11 protein-coding genes and 1 pseudogene are annotated in these 16571 nt (G+C 39.9%); 5 read left to right on the top strand and 7 right to left on the bottom strand.

Translation table 11 applies throughout. The features are described from left to right. The first annotated feature begins 15 nt into the window (after nucleotides 1-15). From KUA50_RS04625 to ltrA, 3 genes are all read left to right on the top strand, one after another. Nucleotides 16-2091, top strand: coding sequence for a protein-disulfide reductase DsbD family protein (locus KUA50_RS04625; RefSeq protein WP_218458014.1), 2076 nt, complete (start codon nucleotides 16-18; stop codon nucleotides 2089-2091). A 138-nt stretch (nucleotides 2092-2229) separates the two neighbouring features. After that, nucleotides 2230-3510: a CobW family GTP-binding protein gene (locus KUA50_RS04620; RefSeq protein ID WP_218458015.1), complete on the top strand. Its 1281-nt coding sequence runs from the start codon at nucleotides 2230-2232 to the stop codon at nucleotides 3508-3510. Nucleotides 3511-4011: 501 nt separating this feature from the next. Further along, nucleotides 4012-5457, top strand: coding sequence for a group II intron reverse transcriptase/maturase (ltrA, locus tag KUA50_RS04615; protein ID WP_218458242.1), 1446 nt, complete (start codon nucleotides 4012-4014; stop codon nucleotides 5455-5457). Nucleotides 5458-5924: 467 nt separating this feature from the next. Here ltrA and KUA50_RS04610 read toward each other — a convergent pair whose 3' ends face one another. The 7 genes and pseudogenes from KUA50_RS04610 to KUA50_RS04580 form a co-directional block, all read right to left on the bottom strand. Then, a complete protein-coding gene (locus tag KUA50_RS04610) occupies nucleotides 5925-6707 on the bottom strand; it encodes a glycoside hydrolase family 25 protein (protein ID WP_218458226.1) in 783 nt (260 codons plus the stop codon). A gap of 159 nt (nucleotides 6708-6866) precedes the next feature. Then, nucleotides 6867-7286: a type II toxin-antitoxin system HicB family antitoxin gene (locus KUA50_RS04605; protein ID WP_218458227.1), complete on the bottom strand. Its 420-nt coding sequence runs from the start codon at nucleotides 7284-7286 to the stop codon at nucleotides 6867-6869. A 61-nt stretch (nucleotides 7287-7347) separates the two neighbouring features. Further along, nucleotides 7348-7542 (bottom strand): type II toxin-antitoxin system HicA family toxin, encoded by a 195-nt coding sequence (locus KUA50_RS04600; protein ID WP_218458228.1) that lies wholly within the window; start codon nucleotides 7540-7542, stop codon nucleotides 7348-7350. 395 nt (nucleotides 7543-7937) lie between these two features. Further along, nucleotides 7938-9767, bottom strand: coding sequence for a DUF262 domain-containing protein (locus KUA50_RS04595; protein ID WP_218458229.1), 1830 nt, complete (start codon nucleotides 9765-9767; stop codon nucleotides 7938-7940). 19 nt (nucleotides 9768-9786) lie between these two features. Continuing rightward, the gene (locus KUA50_RS04590) at nucleotides 9787-12771 is read right to left on the bottom strand and encodes a DNA translocase FtsK (RefSeq protein WP_318346074.1); all 2985 of its coding nucleotides are present in this window, start codon (nucleotides 12769-12771) and stop codon (nucleotides 9787-9789) included. Between the two features lie 284 nt (nucleotides 12772-13055). Then, complete coding sequence (locus KUA50_RS04585; protein WP_318346073.1) at nucleotides 13056-13355, bottom strand: nucleotidyltransferase family protein; 300 nt, start codon at nucleotides 13353-13355, stop codon at nucleotides 13056-13058. 149 nt (nucleotides 13356-13504) lie between these two features. Continuing rightward, a pseudogene (locus KUA50_RS04580) lies at nucleotides 13505-13711 on the bottom strand (IS4 family transposase); the annotation flags it as partial. A gap of 129 nt (nucleotides 13712-13840) precedes the next feature. Here KUA50_RS04580 and KUA50_RS04575 point away from each other — a divergent pair. Together KUA50_RS04575 and ligA are read left to right on the top strand one after the other, a co-directional pair. Beyond that, nucleotides 13841-14389, top strand: a complete 549-nt coding sequence (locus tag KUA50_RS04575) for an N-acetyltransferase (RefSeq protein ID WP_218456925.1) — start codon at nucleotides 13841-13843, stop codon at nucleotides 14387-14389. A 154-nt stretch (nucleotides 14390-14543) separates the two neighbouring features. Continuing rightward, the gene (gene ligA / locus KUA50_RS04570) at nucleotides 14544-16514 is read left to right on the top strand and encodes an NAD-dependent DNA ligase LigA (protein WP_218456924.1); all 1971 of its coding nucleotides are present in this window, start codon (nucleotides 14544-14546) and stop codon (nucleotides 16512-16514) included. Nucleotides 16515-16571 lie beyond the last annotated feature (57 nt).

Below are 16571 nucleotides of genomic sequence, written 5' to 3'. Positions count from 1 at the left end.
AACAGACAGAAAAATATGAAAAAAGTATTAGTAATTCTTCAGTTACTCATGGTAGTACTGTTTGCGCAAGCTCAGATGATGAATCCGGTAAAATTTACCAGTTCATTGAAAACAAATGGTACGCCTGAGGCAGAGATTGTTTTTACTGGTAAGATTCAACCAGGTTGGCACGTTTATTCAACAGGCTTAGGTGGTGATGGACCTATTTCAGCATCCTTCAATGTCAATAAGATGGATGGTGCTGAAGCTGTAGGAAAGTTGCAGCCACGAGGCCATGAAATTTCCAAGTTTGATAATCTTTTTGGTATGAAATTGCGCTACTTTGAGGGAAGCGTTACTTTCGTTCAGAAAATCAAATTCACAAAGCCTGATTACCATATTGACGTATATGTAGAATATGGCGCATGCAACGATCAGAACTGTATGCCTCCAAGTGAAGCAACCTTCAAGGGAAGTGGTAAGTCTCCTGCTGTAGATAGCAAAGCTGCCAAGGAGGAAAAGGCACAGAAAGAGGATCAATTAGATCCAGCTGCGCTGGCTAAGGCAAAGGCTGATTCTCTGGCTAAGTTGAATGCAAATGCTGTAGATAGCACCCAGGCTTTGGATTCTGCTGCTCTTTCCTCTACCCTCCAGACTATGGATGCTAAGGAACTCTGGAAACCGGTAGTGAAAGAACTTCAGGCTTTTGGAGGTAATAATGATATCGCAAATCATTCACTTTTCTATATTTTCATCATGGGGTTAGTAGGTGGATTGCTGGCACTTGTTATGCCTTGTATCTGGCCTATTATTCCTATGACGGTAAGTTTCTTCCTGAAAAGAGCAAAGAATGACAAGAAGAAAGGTATTCGTGATGCGGTTACTTATGGTTTGTCTATTGTTGTCATTTATCTCGCTCTTGGCTTGATTATTACTGCCATCTTTGGTCCAAGTAAACTCAATGAGTTGTCAACAAGTGCTGCGTTCAATATTATATTGTTCCTGATGCTGGCAGTCTTTGCTTTCTCTTTCTTCGGTTGGTTTGAAATTAAGTTGCCAGACCGTTGGGGAAATGCTGTTGACAACAAGGCTTCCAATACTACAGGTCTGATTTCTATCTTCCTGATGGCATTTACGCTTGTATTGGTATCATTCTCTTGTACTGCTCCTATTATCGGTTTGCTTTTGGTTCAGACTGTAACATCAGGTGATTGGTTGGCTCCAACCATCGGTATGTTCGGTTTTGCCATTGCTCTTGCTTTGCCATTTACCTTGTTTGCATTGTTCCCATCATGGTTGAAGTCTGCTCCAAAGTCAGGTTCTTGGATGGAGACTATCAAGGTTGTGCTTGGTTTTGTAGAGTTGGCATTCTCTTTGAAGTTCCTCTCTGTAGCCGATCTCGCTTATGGTTGGCATATTCTTGACCGTGAGGTGTTCTTGTGCTTGTGGATTGTTATTTTTGCAGCATTAGGATTGTATCTTATCGGTAAACTAAAGTTCCAGGTAGATGCTATCGGTGGCGATATCAATAAGCCAATGCCTGTTCCTTGCATCATGCTCGGTCTTTGCTCTCTTGCATTTGCCATCTATATGATTCCTGGTCTCTGGGGTGCTCCATGTAAGGCTGTAAGTGCTTTTGCTCCACCTGTCAACACACAGGATTTCAATCTCAATACAAAGACTGTTGAGCCTGCATATAAGGATTATGAATTAGGTATGGCTGCTGCTAAGGCGTCTGGAAAACCTGTTTTGATCGACTTTACCGGATTTGGTTGTGTTAACTGCCGTAAGATGGAGGCTGCTGTTTGGACAGATCCTTCTGTGGCAGATAAGTTGTCCAAGGATTATGTTCTGATTTCTCTTTATGTGGATGATAAGACTCCTCTTCCAGAACCGATGGAAGTTACTTTCAACGGAGAGAAGAGGACTTTAAGAACTGTTGGAGATAAATGGAGTTACTTGCAGGCAAGTAAGTTTGGTGCCAATGCGCAGCCTTTCTATGTGGCAGTAGATGATGAGGGTAATCCTCTTACCGCTTCTTTCAGCTATAAGGAAGATGTTCCTGCATATTTGGATTTCTTGAACAGAGGTCTTGAAAATTTCAGAAAATAAGAGTAATCAAAATTTTCTAAAATAAATTTAAGTTAAAACCGGAGACTTTTTGGCATGAAAAGCCAAGGTCTCCGGTTTTTTATATTTAGTGGCACACTATTTGTTGTTTATATGACAAGAAATTTAAATTATATAAGAATGAAAACAAAGGAATTACCAGTATTATTGCTGACAGGTTATCTTGGCAGCGGTAAAACCACATTACTCAATAGAATATTGGGAAATAAAAAGGGTATTAAATTCGCTGTTATTGTAAATGATATTGGCGAAGTAAATATTGATGCAGCCTTGATTGAAAAAGGTGGTGTTGTAGGTCAGAAAGATGATTCTCTTGTTGCACTTCAGAATGGTTGTATCTGCTGTACTTTGAAAATGGACTTGGTTGAGCAGCTGAAAGAGATTACTGATATGAAGAAATTCGACTATATCGTAATCGAGGCCAGTGGAATCTGCGAACCTGCTCCTATTGCCCAGACCATTTGTTCTATTCCTTCTTTAGGTCCAGAATATATCAAGAATGGTGTGCTCCGTCTTGATAGTATCGTTACGGTAGTGGATGCTCTCCGTATGAAAGATGAATTTGCTAATGGCGATGATCTGATGAAGGATAATATCGATGAAGAGGATTTGGCTTCATTGGTTATTCAGCAAATCGAGTTCTGTAATATCATCCTTTTGAATAAGGCTGCTGAGGTTGAACCAAAGGAACTGGAGAAACTGAAACAGATCATTCGTGCTATTCAACCTAAGGCAGAAATCTTTGAATGCAATTATGGTGATGTAGATTTGGATAAAATCGTCAATACTAAAAAGTTTGATTGGAATACTGTTGCTACTTCTGCTGGTTGGATACAGGAAATCGAAGCTGAGCGTAATGGGAAGGAAGAAGATGAACATCATCATGATGAAGATGATCATGAACATCATGATGAAGAAGATCACGACGAGCATGAGCATCATCACCATCATCATGAAGACGAGCATGAACATCACCATGGTCACGAGCATCACCACCATCATGATCACGACCATGAGGAAGGTGAAGCTGAAGAGTATGGCATTGGAACATTTGTTTATTACAGCCGTAAGCCATTCGACTTGGGTTTGTTTGATGAGTTTGTCGCCAGAAAATGGCCTCGTGATGTTGTAAGAGCCAAAGGTATCTGCTATTTTGCTGACGAAAAAGATATGTGTTATGTCTTTGAACAAGCTGGTAAGCAGAAAACTGTTAAGCAGGCTGGACAATGGTTGGCTACAATGCCTAAGGATCAGTTGGAAGAACTTCTTCAGCGAGAAGAACAACTTCGAAAGGAATGGGATCCTGAGGTTGGCGACCGTATGATTAAGATTGTCTTTATTGGTCAGCATTTACAGAAAGCTGCTATTTGTGCAGAATTGGACAAGTGTCTGTGGGATTAGATTAGTCTGTTGGAAATCATTTTATAATAAAGATAAAGGGTGAATCAAAAGTCTTTGACTCTTGACTCACCCTTGTTGGTATGCTCGGCATGAGCTTATTCTAATGGGTGCAAGTCCCTAACGAGCCCCAATAGCGGGAATCGTATAGCCAATAGCAAGGGTGTCCATTGCGAGGTGGAATCTGAAAGAAGCTTGCGGCAAACATCTGACCTAACGCACAGAAACTTCATACAAGGCATTTGACCATGGATGAGATTGCCAAACAAATCAAAGTCCTATAGCTATTCGGAATGGTTGGTGTAAATGAAGTGGGTATAAGATGGAAAGAATAAGCCCTTATCCGAGGAGGTCTCACGGACATGGCGATTAGTTGCTTTTACGAAAGTCATGGAGTAAAGCTTGCCGTGAGAAGTCAGCAGATGCCATAGTAGTGGAGTTCTCGATAACACTCCATGAAGGGCAGAACCTATAAATTAAACGATAGTAATTGAAACGTACCTTATGAAGGAAAGAATGCAGAAAACATTGGCAGAAGTCAAGGGCTGCCCACAGAAAGATAGGACGGAATCCGAAGGATATGTGGGAGCGCAGACCTTCATGTGGATATGTGAAGACAACATCGTGGAAGTACCATTCGATAAGGAACACCTATTGGAGCGCATCATCAGTCCCGATAACTTGCTCAAAGCCTACAAGGCAGTGCAGCGTAACAAGGGCTGTAGCGGTATCGACAAGATGTCATGTGAGCAAATGCTCCCTTGGCTCTTGGCTAATAAGGATGTCCTAATCCGTTCCTTGCTTGACGGTTCATACCGTCCGAACCCAGTTAAAAGGGTAGAGATACCCAAAGACAATGGCAAGATGCGCCTGTTGGGCATCCCCACGGTCATAGACCGTCTGGTTCAACAAGCCATCAATCAGACCCTAACCCCCATCTATGAGCGCCAATTCTCTCCAAGAAGCTACGGCTTTCGTCCGAGAAGAGGTTGCCATGATGCCCTGAGAAGTGCGCAGAAAATGGTCGATGAAGGCTACATCTATGTGGTTGACCTCGACTTGGAGCGTTTCTTCGACACGGTGAGCCACAGCAAACTCATAGAAATCCTCAGCCGCACGATAAAGGATGGCAGGGTAATAAGCCTTATCCACAAATATCTCCGCAGTGGTGTGATGAACAAAGGAATGTTCGAGACAAGTGAGGAAGGCACTCCACAAGGAGGACCGTTAAGTCCGCTTTTGAGTAATATCATGCTCAACGAGTTGGACAAGGAACTCACACGTCGAGGTCTCCCTTTTGTTCGCTACGCCGATGACTCGATGATATTTTGTAAGTCCAAGCGTGCAGCCAAGCGCGTGAAGGAATCCATAACCCGATTCATCGAAGGAAAACTTCATCTAAAGGTGAACAGGGATAAGACATTTGTGTCCTATGTGCAAGGTGTGAAATACCTTGGCTACTCCTTTTATGTAATGAAAGGCAAATGCCAACTCACTGTGCATCCAAAAGCCAAAGCCAAGATGAAAGCCAAACTCAAGGAGTTGACTTCCCGAAGCAATGGTTGGGGATATGCCAAGAGGAAGCAAAAACTTGAAGAGTACATAAAGGGTTGGGTAGGTTACTATCACCTTGCCAACATGAAACGTTTTCTCATAGACATGGATGAGTGGCTAAGGCGACGGCTACGTATGTGTATATGGAAGTCGTGGAAGAGGGTGAAAACGAGAGTTGCCAACTTGGTAAAGTGCGGTATAGACAAATACCAAGCTTACATGTGGGGCAATAGTCGTTTGGGTTATTGGCGCATAGCTGGCAGTTATATACTATGTCATGCGATAACCAACGAAAAGTTGAGCATGGCAGGCTATGCTACACTGATGGGTTCATACATCGAATGGCACCCAAAAATAGGAACCGCCGTATGCGGAACCGCACGTACGGTGGTGTGAGAGGTCGGAAAACGAAAAGTAGGAGAAAAACTACTTCGTTTTCCTCCTACTCGATTTTATATATTTCAACTTTTTTTTATATTGCCCAAATTGTGATTCTCGGTTTGGGCACTCGTTGCCCGCCTCGTGATCCCTCGTTGCCCGTCTCTTGTTCACCAGCTCCCCATCACGTGTTCCCCGAGGGATCGCTTGATGGGCATGGTAGGAACGCGGTTTTTGACGAGAATGCTCTCCCTTATATCTGTAGTTTCCTATATTTAGTTGACTACATAGTTCCTTATTCCTATTGTAAGTTGACAATTATTTTCTCTATTCCTAATTCTACTTGTCAATCTTCTATCTTATTCCTAGTTAGTATTTACATACTGTAGTTATTTTGCATGAAAGATTCAAAGGAGGAAAAAAACTGCACAAAACTTTGTTGGATTGTAGCAAATACTCGCTTATGTGTATGAAATCATCAATGCCTATAGCATCAAATCCTTGATGGTTGTACCATTCATGAATCTGCTTAAATCTATCCTTTCTCCAATACCATGCAAATGTCCGGTTTCGGAATACTGCCAGATATTGCACTTTCCTCTGCCGTCAATAGGGGGTTGTCGGGAGTTATAATTGGCGATGAAGAGATAATAGCGATTGAACTTCGCCCCCATCTCCTTATTATAGAAGCTCTCGTTGCTATAGATGATAGGATACTTGCCATAGTGTTTTTTCACTAAATCAGCAAACACCTGTATGCTATCCTGCAGCTGTCGTCCCTTCCATCTTCCCTGGATGCCTTTCTCCTCCACATCCAATACAGGAATCAAGTCCTGCTCGCCCTTCTTCACCATCTTTTGGAAATCCCGGAACTGAGCAGTTACTGAAGAGCCGGCAGACATCAGATGATAAGATCCCACCTTCAATCCATATTTACGAGCCAGTCTGATATTTCGGCGATAATGTCGATCCACATATCCTTTACCATGTGTAGCTCTGATATAAACGAACTTGATTCGCTTATTCTTCGCTATTTCCTTCCACTTGATAACTCCATTGTGTTTCGATACATCAATGCCGTCATATCCGCCACGAGTATAAGGTTGCCCTTTCAATCTATCAACGAACACATCTGAATAAGATGAAGCGATGCCTAACCATCGCTTCACATTATATGGCGACACCACATACATGATTCCCAGACCAACACCAGCCAAAACGACCAGGCTGCCTAAGGAAACCAAAGTATATTTTAATCCTTTCTTCATTATATTTTATCTTTTAGTTGTTTTCAGGGGGACAAAGATAGTGAATTTATCCGAAACAGCATAGAAAGTTGGGGGATAAATGTATGAAATGGGGAGCTGGAAGTACCAAATGACAAAACGGATCTTGACCACATTCTTCAAGCATCCGTTTTGCAAAATTCATACACACATAACCGATAGTAAATCTGATCCTATTTTATGAAGACCATCAACAATACGTTTACGCTGCTGCTCACGTGGTTTCTTCAATCCATTCACATAGTGTGATAAAAGACTTTGGTTTATTCCAGAAGCACGACTAATTGCCGCTAGAGAAACGTATGGAGAATATGCCTTCAAAAGAGTAGTTGCATCCTGATAGTTATACACAAACTCATAATCGCCATTCTTCAGCCATTCCGGAACATCTTCTCCATTTTCCACAAGACCTTCAACATGAAACTCTAAACTATCCTTTGCCTCCTTTTGCAAAGCTTCAAAGGTTGGTGCTGTAAAAACTACCGCACCTGGTACATTACTACCAAGAGAACCGCCAAAATTCTTGTCACACCACGCAACATTAACAATAATCTTTTCCATAATGTGCTACTTTAAAATCATTATTAATTCAAAAAGCGAATGCACCAAGGCTGTGGAAGTTTTACTTCCAACCTGCCTGGTGCCAGATGCTATTAAGAAGAAATTGATTCAGCACTTCATTTTCCTTACCTCTAATCGTTACGGTTCCAGGCTTGGAAGGATGCTTGAATTGTCTATGGTCACCCTTGGTTCTCGCCAAATACCAACCATCTTTCTTCAACATCTGCAAAACATCTTTGACTTTGTACTTTTTCATATCATTGAATGTTTTGATTACGCAGGCAAAGGTACGAATAATAATACTTTTAAGCAAATATTTTGCGTTAAAAGTATTAAAACCCGTTGGCACATTTTATCGTTTTGCAAGCAAAAATCCATTAAATCCTATAGGCTGCGGCTTTGAGAACATTCTCTTAGTTTTATAACTAAGAAAATGACAACGAAATGGTTAGAAAAACAAATAATATTTTCAGAATCTTTGATATGACCGATAATATTAGCAATTCGGTTGGATAACGCAAGCTTACCTCATCGGAAACATATCTCTGACCAAAAACTTCATATGTCATAAACTAACAAATCGGCACTAAGTAATTGAGTTCGTCGTTTAAACTTCTACTCTGTGCCGATTTTACCTATCGGATTTGCCAATTACAAACTTTCGTAATAGCTGCGTATCTTCTGTGCCATTAGTAAGCGACGCTGCTCAAGGAACTCTGGATACAAATCACAGTCTAAGTCGCAAACATTTTCGGGAATACAGTTTGCGACAAGGTTCTTCTTAAGAGCTACATCATTAATAATAGACCCACATTCTGCTTGCTTGGTTTCGCACTGTTTCAACGCCAAAGAAAAATAGTCTTTTGGGGCACGCATTCCTATCGATTCATTTACAGGCCTGTCAAGGTAAGCATAGTTGGCTTCCTGATTGTAGAAGTTCTTACTGTAATTGTTCTTGATAAGATACTTCTTGGGGAATATGTGGTGTACGTCCCCACCAAGGCTTATCAACTCACGTACTGTTATATTGGAAGACAATAAAGAAATGTCGTTGAAATAAACCTGAGCAGCTAAATACACAAGATAAGTAGGATTGGTCGTAGACGTGGAGTTCAAATTTTGGGGCAAAGCCACCGTCCAAAAGTTTTCAGACAGGATGGCATCTTCCATAGCCTTAAGCATTGTCGGTACTCCTCGCTCACTTATCTGACGCAAATCCCTTGCAAAAGCAGACTCTGGTGAAGTGCTGTATCTTCCGGTTAGAGCAGACAACACATACCATTTCTGAACAATGCGTTTTCGTTCAGCAACAGGCACATCTGACTTTTGGAGCAACAGGTGTATGGTATAGGCAAAATCAAGGGCCATATTTGAAGTGACCATCTTGCTTGATATAAAACCAGCCGACTTGATGGCTAGCATGAACTGCGTGAAGTTGTGCTGACTGATAACATTAAGTACACCTTCATACATTTGCTTGAACGTATCATCCACAATCTCCTCTTTGAAATCTCGGGTTTCAAAGTCACGTCCCGTGAGCAACTGCACAAGTTCAGCCAACTTGGCTCGCTTCAATTTATGCATGAAAGCGACACGTATAACATCATCACAAGTCGGATCATATACAGTCTCTGTATCTGTAGAAAGCCAAGCAAGTTTTTCCAAATAGCCACTTCCAGCAAACTCTGTATCATGTTCCTTGATATAGTTATAATAGGTGGGTACAACTGATAAATGACTGAAATAATCAATGATTTTGCGCAAGGTATTACCCTTGTGCGCCTCATCTGCAGCCATCTTTGACATCACAAAGTCGCCTTGGCTGAGAGCTGAGCCTTTGGAGTTGATGCGGATGAAGATGTCAGTCACCACGTCTATATCAAGATTCTCTGACAGTTCTATCACTCCCATCTGAATGGCCTCTATCCCTTTCAAGGTGTTCAGAACTCCCTGTAAGTCCTCGCCTGTCATGTTGGGATTCTGCTCAATATATTTTGGAATAAAAGTCCACGATGAAAACGAAGTACTGAATATTTCAGAAATATCAGGAATCCAATACTTGCTTTTTAAGTGAGCTGGTGTTTGCACTGCGAAAATTTCCGCTTCATTGTTACCATTAGCATAGTCAAGTGCAGCAAACGGATTAAAAGCTATCTTTACACGGCACTCTTTGAACTCATTGTTAAAAACCTTTTGTGCCGCCACGGCAGTCATCAATGCAGTAATGCGTTGTTGACCATCTATAATTACTTTCTTGCCAGAAGATATAGTACCGTCCTTTAGCTTTACATTAGGATTCTTCCAAAGGATAATGTACCCTGTAGGATAACCCTTGTAGAGCGAATCTATTAGGTCACGCACCTGACTGTTCTTCCAAACAAACGGACGTTGTATTTCAGGGATGGCGACATCCTTGGCTTCTATCAAGCCTAAAATTCCCTTGATAGAGATGAATGTATTTCTAAATTTCTCTCCGTTCATGATTTTCCGTTTAATAAGATTATATTCGTTGTATACTTTTTATAATATCTTCTTCCTCTATGCGTTTAAGCATATCTTTATCGCAGCTTTCAATATTAGCCAAACGATTTGCCTGTTGTGTTATAGCCTTCTCAAAGAGGTTTCTTACAAAACGAGCATTTCCAAAATCGTTCTTACCTTTACCAACTTCCTTTGTTAGGAAATTAGCTGTTTGAGTCAATGCTGATTCTGACAATACGTATTGTTGCTTAACAAGATAGCTCTGGAATATTTCCAATAATTCATTTGGAGTGTAATCAGGGAAATTAATGTACCTGTTGAAACGAGACCTTAACCCAGGGTTAGATTCAATAAACGTTTTCATTTCAGAACCATACCCGGCAAGAACTACAATTAGTCTATCTCTATTGTCTTCCATGCGTTTAAGCAAAGTAGCAATAGCCTCGTGTCCATAATCTTGACTTCCACCTTGAGCCAAAGTGTATGCTTCGTCAATAAACAGGACTCCATCAAGTGCGGTGTCTATAATCTTGTTAGTTTTCACTGCTGTTTGCCCTATATATTCAGCAACTAACCCAGACCTATCAGTTTCTACAAGTTGGCCTTTTTTCAATACTCCTAGTTCTTTAAATATTCCTGCTAATAATCTTGCCACAGTTGTTTTTCCAGTACCAGGATTTCCTGTAAACACACAATGATATGCAATTTGAGTTACGGGAAGCCCTTGTTCTGTTCTTTTTCTGTTCAGTTTTATAAAATTGACCATAGAGGATAATTCTTCCTTTACGGAAGCTAATCCGATTAAAGAATTTAAAGCATCCATAGAATTTAAGACTTCCACAGCCTCTTTTCCTTGTGATTTTTCACAAAAGCCTTTCTTTTGTAAATCTTCTTGTATTATTTGATTTTCCGATGTGCGTGTTTGGGCTGACAACAACTCATTTATAGGAGCTGTTTGGTGAATGGTACTATGGGGGTGCTTTGCAAGTTTAGCTAATTTTAAATTTAATTCGTCTATACTTTTCACATACACCTCACGCGGCTTGCTACCTTGCGCTGGTCCCACGATACCCTCCATCTCCAACTGGTCCATCAGTCGTCCTGCACGGTTGTAGCCTATACAGAACCTGCGCTGGATCATGCTAGTAGAGCCCTGCTGTGAAAGAACAATCGCGTGGGCTGCCTCTTCGAAGAATGGATCCTGCTCGCCAGCACTAATGCTGCCGTTTCCACCTGTACTTCCTTCATCATTGGCTGGTTCTGGCAACTCCATTGGTTCGATAGGACCAGGCTGTTCGCAGATATACTCGTTGATGCGCTCGATTTCAGTAGTATCAACGAACGCACATTGCACCCGTACAAGTTCATTGTTTTGGATGCAAAACATATCTCCTCTTCCTGCAAGACGATTGGCATCTGGATATCCAAGAATGATTTGAGATTCACTTTTTAAGACCATTCTGAAAGCTATGCGTTCAGGAATACTATCCTTAACAGCATCAGTAACAACACTCTTAGAGGGGCGACGAGTAGTTATAACCATATGAATGCCCACAGTACAGGCTTCCTTGGCAAGACTAACAATAAGGTCTTCCGCCTCCTTTCCATAAGTCATAATGAGGTCACTAAACTCATTAATTACCACAACTATGTAAGGCAAATACTCATGTCCGTCAACGAGCCACAATCTACGGTTGATGTACATCTGATTATACTCCTTTATATTGCATGCCCCAGCTTTCTCAAAAAGCTTGTTGCGGTCATTCACAACTTGACTGATGCTATTGAGAGTTAGCATTGCTTTCTTGGTATTAGTGACTATAGCCTCATCATCGGGTATTGCTGCCATAAACTTATTAGCTATTCTCGAATAGACATTTAACTCAACTTTACCCAAATCAATGAGTACCAGCTTGAGTTCGTTGGGATGTTTTTTATAGAGCAATGAGAAAATAATGGCATCCAATCCTAAAGCATCGTTCTGCCCCATAGAGCCTGCAATGAGCAAATGTGGCGCCATAGATAGATCTATCATAAACACCTCTCCGTCAATGTTTTTTCCTATTGCCAACGGAAGTTCCATTCGAGTGTCTTTAAATTGAGAAGAGTTAAGAACACTTTCTATGCTTACAACATCAGGATAAGAATTTGGTATTTCTATTCCAAACGTTTCTTTACCAGGGAGTGGAGCGATAACACGAGTTCCGAAGGCAGAAAGGCTTAGAGCGATATCATCCTCGAATTCTTTAACCTTAGATAGAAGCATACCATCTGCTAATTGTATTTCGTAGAGCGTAATGGCAGGACCTACAGATGCATGAATAGTTTTTATCTGTATTCCAAAATTACCCAATACCTCGATGATACGGTTCTTGTTAGTCCTTTGTTCCTCCTCATTTATGTGATTGATATTTACCTCATATTCCTTGAGTAGATCAAAAGACGGATATTTATAACGGGTAAATGGTTCTTTTGGATTAATTGGGGTTATGGTAGACTCCATTTTTTGAGATACGTCTTTTGGATTAATCGGAGGTGTTGTAGACTCCATTGTTTGGGATACGTTTTTTGTGTGATTTGTATCGGTCGAAGTATTTTTTTTGAGAGTATTACTAAAATAAGTTATGGATGCAAATAAAATATAAAGCACACAAATAACCAATATAGAAAGAGTTAATGCCGACCATTCGCATGTAGAATGAATTGCCATAACTATTACTATACCAGAGAATGCTAAGAAACTACCTAAGCAAGAATAATTTCTTTTAGGCTTTTTATTTTCACCTGTGGATTGCGATTTATCCTCTACTGATTTTTTAGTTGTTCCAACTTTCTTTACATAGGAAATCCCCGTTCCTGGTATACCGACATGAGCAGTTGTACCTGTTGGTCCAATGGTGATACCTGCACCTCGCTTTCCGATAGATGTACTAATCCCCTTTTTTCCAAAGTTCAAACGAACACCTGGAGCTATTTTTATTGATTTTCTTATTCTTAATCCCATAATAATATTTTTTTCACTAATGCCGTACACTGTTTCTTGCTTACTCAAGCCTACAACTCGGATTCTTTACCTGTACGTTCAAGACAACTATTCCTTACCAAGGTATCTAGCTTTTCAACCATCTTACGCTTAGTTTCCTTAGAAGCATTCCAACGGCACAACGCTTCTTCCCTTGTTAACTTTGTTGTATTCATTCTTTATTCCTCCATTTTTAGTTCAAATTACATCAGCAAAGATACAACATTCTAGTGTAAACGCCAAAGAAATAAGAGAAAATCTTTATTTTATCGTATTACATAGATTCCATCACGTTCTATTCTTGATTTAAAGAAAGGATTCATGTTTTTGTGAATACGCACTACATCAACTGAGCACTTGAACAAGCCCTCTAAAAACTCTTTCAAGTCGGCCAATAAAAATGGATTAGGAGTTTCTGTTTCTACACAAATATCCAAATCGCTTTGCTCTGTTTGCTCATTTCGTGATACGGAACCAAAAATGCGTAAGGTCTTGATTCCAAAATCTTTAGTAATTTTGGAACTATTTTGCCTTATTATTGCCATATAATCTTGCACAGTTCTCATAACACCTATCTTTAAACAGTGCAAATATAAGAAATTATCTGGTATCTTCCAAACTTTTTGCCATGTTCTTGCAATTCATCCCACAAAATATCATTTTAAAACTTTGATACATTCAGACATTAGTATCCAATAAAAATTGGACACGTTAATTAATCAAATAGTCCCTTAAAAAGGGGATAATCGAGTTCTTTGACATCGTTGAAAATAGTCTTATCAAATAAATCTCTTAGGTGGGTTTTGTCCGTCAACGAAATGCTTAGAATCTGCAAAACTTCATACGTCGAGTGTTTCAATTGCATATCATGGTGCACAATAGCCACGAGACAATAAGTGATAATGGCAACACTAATGGCCAAATAAGCATCAAAACTGATGAAAAATGCTGCTTTATAGCTATTTTTTCTTCATTTCCTATTCTAATTCGTTTTTTTTTGTTAATTTTGCAACGAAAATACAATAAAGTCATATCCGTAAAAATACAGAAGATGGACAAAAAACATTTCGATATAGATTTCAGGGCAGCCACGCTAAAAGATTTTGAGGAGTGTATGGATTTAATAAATCAGGCACGACAGCAGATGATAGAATCAGGACTACATCAATGGACTGGTGGCTATCCTTCTGAATCTGATATTTTGGCTGATATCAATAACGGAGTAGCGCAAGTACTTACTATTGATAAAAAGATTGCAGTTTATGGAGCTGTCATACTTAACGGGGAAGAAAAATATAATAGTATCCAGGGTACTTGGAAGACATATGGTAATTATTATGCCATTCATCGTTTGGCAACTTTACCCGAACTCCAAAGAGAAGGTTTTGCTCAGGTATTTATTAAAAAGGTAAAAGGACTTTGTGAAGTAGAATGCATTCCAAGTATCAAGGTAGATACCCATATCAAAAACCTGAAAATGGTGAAACTTCTATCATTGATGGGATTCTGCTATTGCGGAACTGTCGATTATGGTACCCGTGGCAAGCGAATTGCATTTGAATATGTTACGCTGAATGAAAAAGAAGAAAATATCTATTAAGAGATTTTAATGTCGTATTTCCAAAATATTGTTTCTTTTTTTGGCAATTAGAATTATTTGCAGTATCTTTGCATTAGATATGTTGTAGCTGGCTTTTGAAAGTTGATATTTCATTTTGTCCGCTTACTTCTATCTAAGTATGAAAGAAACAATTATGAAAGAAGAAAAAACGACTATGATGAAGCAGCTTGTTGAACAACTCAACAATGCTTCTCAAGCATATTATAATGGTGAGGCAGAACTGATGTCCGACTATGAGTGGGATTCCAAGTTCGACCAGCTGAAATTGTTGGAAGATGAAACTGGAATAGTTTTACCAGATTCTCCAACAAATAAAGTTTCTGAGGATTCTATTTCCGGCAAGAAAGAACCTCATGAATTTCCTGCCTTATCACTTGCCAAAACCAAAAGTGTTGCTGACCTTGAAAAATGGGCCAGTAACAAACCGATTTGGATTTCATGGAAACTTGATGGACTTACGTTAGTTGCTACTTATGATGATGGGAAACTTACCAAAATCGTAACTCGTGGTGATGGGCATATTGGTACGAATATTACTCATCTTGCCCCTGCCATCAAGGGAGTATTGCCTAAGATTTCTGAAAAAGGGCATTTGGTAATCCGTGGAGAGGCTGTAATTTCCTATGAGGATTTCAATAATTTTCTTTTAGAGACAGAAAGTGATTATGCCAATCCGCGTAATCTTGCGTCTGGATCTCTGACGCTTAAGGATGTGGATGAAGTTAAACTCCGCCATATCCAGTGGATTCCTTTCACTTTAGTATATTCCGATCAGGAAATTCTATCATGGGGGCAAAGAATGGATTATTTAGAAAAGCTTGGTTTTCAGACGGTGGAACATCGATTCATAGAAAATCCTACCTCTGTGAATATTCAGGAGAAAATTGATGAGTTTACCCAGAAAGTTACCCATAAGAAGCAACCGTTTCCGGTGGATGGACTGGTTATTACTTATGATGATACCCAGTATGCTTCTACTGGTTCTGTTACTGGTCATCATGCGACAAGAGCCGGTTATGCTTTCAAATGGCAGGATGAATATGCAGAGACGGTTTTGGATCATATAGAATGGTCATGTGCTGCCAGTACGATTTCACCTGTTGCTGTTTTTCAACCAGTAGAGTTGGAAGGCACTACCGTTCAGCGTGCTTCGCTCTGTAATATCAGCGAATGTGAACGCTTGGGTATTGGAGATGCGGGTACGAAATTACAGGTTATCAAGGCCAATAAGATTATTCCTAAAGTCATCAAAATAACTGAAAAAATTGGCGTTCTGAATATTCCTGATAAATGTCCTGTTTGTGGTGCTGAGGCTCATGTGGTTTTGAGTGAATCGGGGACTAAGAAATTACATTGCAGCAATGCTGACTGTACTGCTAAACAGTTGAAGAAGTTTGCCCGCTTTGTAAGCAAAGATGGAATCAATATAGACGGAATTTCAGAACAAACGGTTTCCACTTTTATCAATCATGGATGGATCAGGGATTATGCTGATTTCTATCACTTGAAAGATTTTGCCTACCAGATTACGAGTTTGGATGGATTTGGTAAGAAATCGGTCAGTAAGTTGTTGGAAAGTATCGAAAAAAGTCGAAATACTGACAGCAGGCATCTGCTGTATGCTCTGAGTATTCCTCTATGCGGGTTTGATGTTGCCAAACGTCTTTTAAGTAAATATACTTTTAAGGAATTGATGGAAACTGCTAAGACTTCGCTTTTTGATGATGTATTTGCAAGTATAGATGGTATTGGACCTGAAAAAAGTGCCAGGTTCGTAAACTGGTTCAAAGATGATAAAAACTATCTTAAGGTTTCAAACCTACTGAAGGAACTTGATGTCAAAGAGGTAGAAGTTGCGGAAGTGGGTACGAAATGTGCAGGTCAGACTTTTGTGATAACAGGCGATGTGTATCATTATAAAAACCGAAACGAACTGAAGGCTTATATAGAAAGTCAAGGTGGTAAGGTAACTGGTAGTGTGAGTAAAAGCACAACATACCTTATAAATAATGATGCAGAGTCTCAAAGTTCTAAAAACAAGAAGGCCCATCAACTGGGCATTTCCATTATCACAGAGGAACAATTCAGAGAAAAATTCACTTGAGATGACCATTCTTAATATATGATGATTCTTTCTTCATAAAAATGGATTTCATCTCAT

This window comes from Segatella hominis, from assembly GCF_019249725.2.
In the GTDB taxonomy this organism is placed as follows: domain Bacteria; phylum Bacteroidota; class Bacteroidia; order Bacteroidales; family Bacteroidaceae; genus Prevotella.
The sequence above is the reverse complement of the archived record's forward strand: the minus strand, read 5'-3'. Positions and strand labels throughout refer to the sequence as shown.

Excerpts from the sequence above, each read along its gene's own strand:
- KUA50_RS04585 (WP_318346073.1), bottom strand. The coding sequence starts at position 13,355 with ATGAGAACTGTGCAAGATTATATGGCAATAATAAGGCAAAATAGTTCC.
- KUA50_RS04575 (WP_218456925.1), top strand. The coding sequence starts at position 13,841 with ATGGACAAAAAACATTTCGATATAGATTTCAGGGCAGCCACGCTAAAA.
- ligA (WP_218456924.1), top strand. The coding sequence starts at position 14,544 with ATGAAAGAAGAAAAAACGACTATGATGAAGCAGCTTGTTGAACAACTC.
- ltrA (WP_218458242.1), top strand. The coding sequence starts at position 4,012 with ATGAAGGAAAGAATGCAGAAAACATTGGCAGAAGTCAAGGGCTGCCCA.
- KUA50_RS04605 (WP_218458227.1), bottom strand. The coding sequence starts at position 7,286 with ATGGAAAAGATTATTGTTAATGTTGCGTGGTGTGACAAGAATTTTGGC.
- KUA50_RS04600 (WP_218458228.1), bottom strand. The coding sequence starts at position 7,542 with ATGAAAAAGTACAAAGTCAAAGATGTTTTGCAGATGTTGAAGAAAGAT.
- KUA50_RS04625 (WP_218458014.1), top strand. The coding sequence starts at position 16 with ATGAAAAAAGTATTAGTAATTCTTCAGTTACTCATGGTAGTACTGTTT.
- KUA50_RS04610 (WP_218458226.1), bottom strand. The coding sequence starts at position 6,707 with ATGAAGAAAGGATTAAAATATACTTTGGTTTCCTTAGGCAGCCTGGTC.
- KUA50_RS04595 (WP_218458229.1), bottom strand. The coding sequence starts at position 9,767 with ATGAACGGAGAGAAATTTAGAAATACATTCATCTCTATCAAGGGAATT.
- KUA50_RS04620 (WP_218458015.1), top strand. The coding sequence starts at position 2,230 with ATGAAAACAAAGGAATTACCAGTATTATTGCTGACAGGTTATCTTGGC.
- KUA50_RS04590 (WP_318346074.1), bottom strand. The coding sequence starts at position 12,771 with ATGGGATTAAGAATAAGAAAATCAATAAAAATAGCTCCAGGTGTTCGT.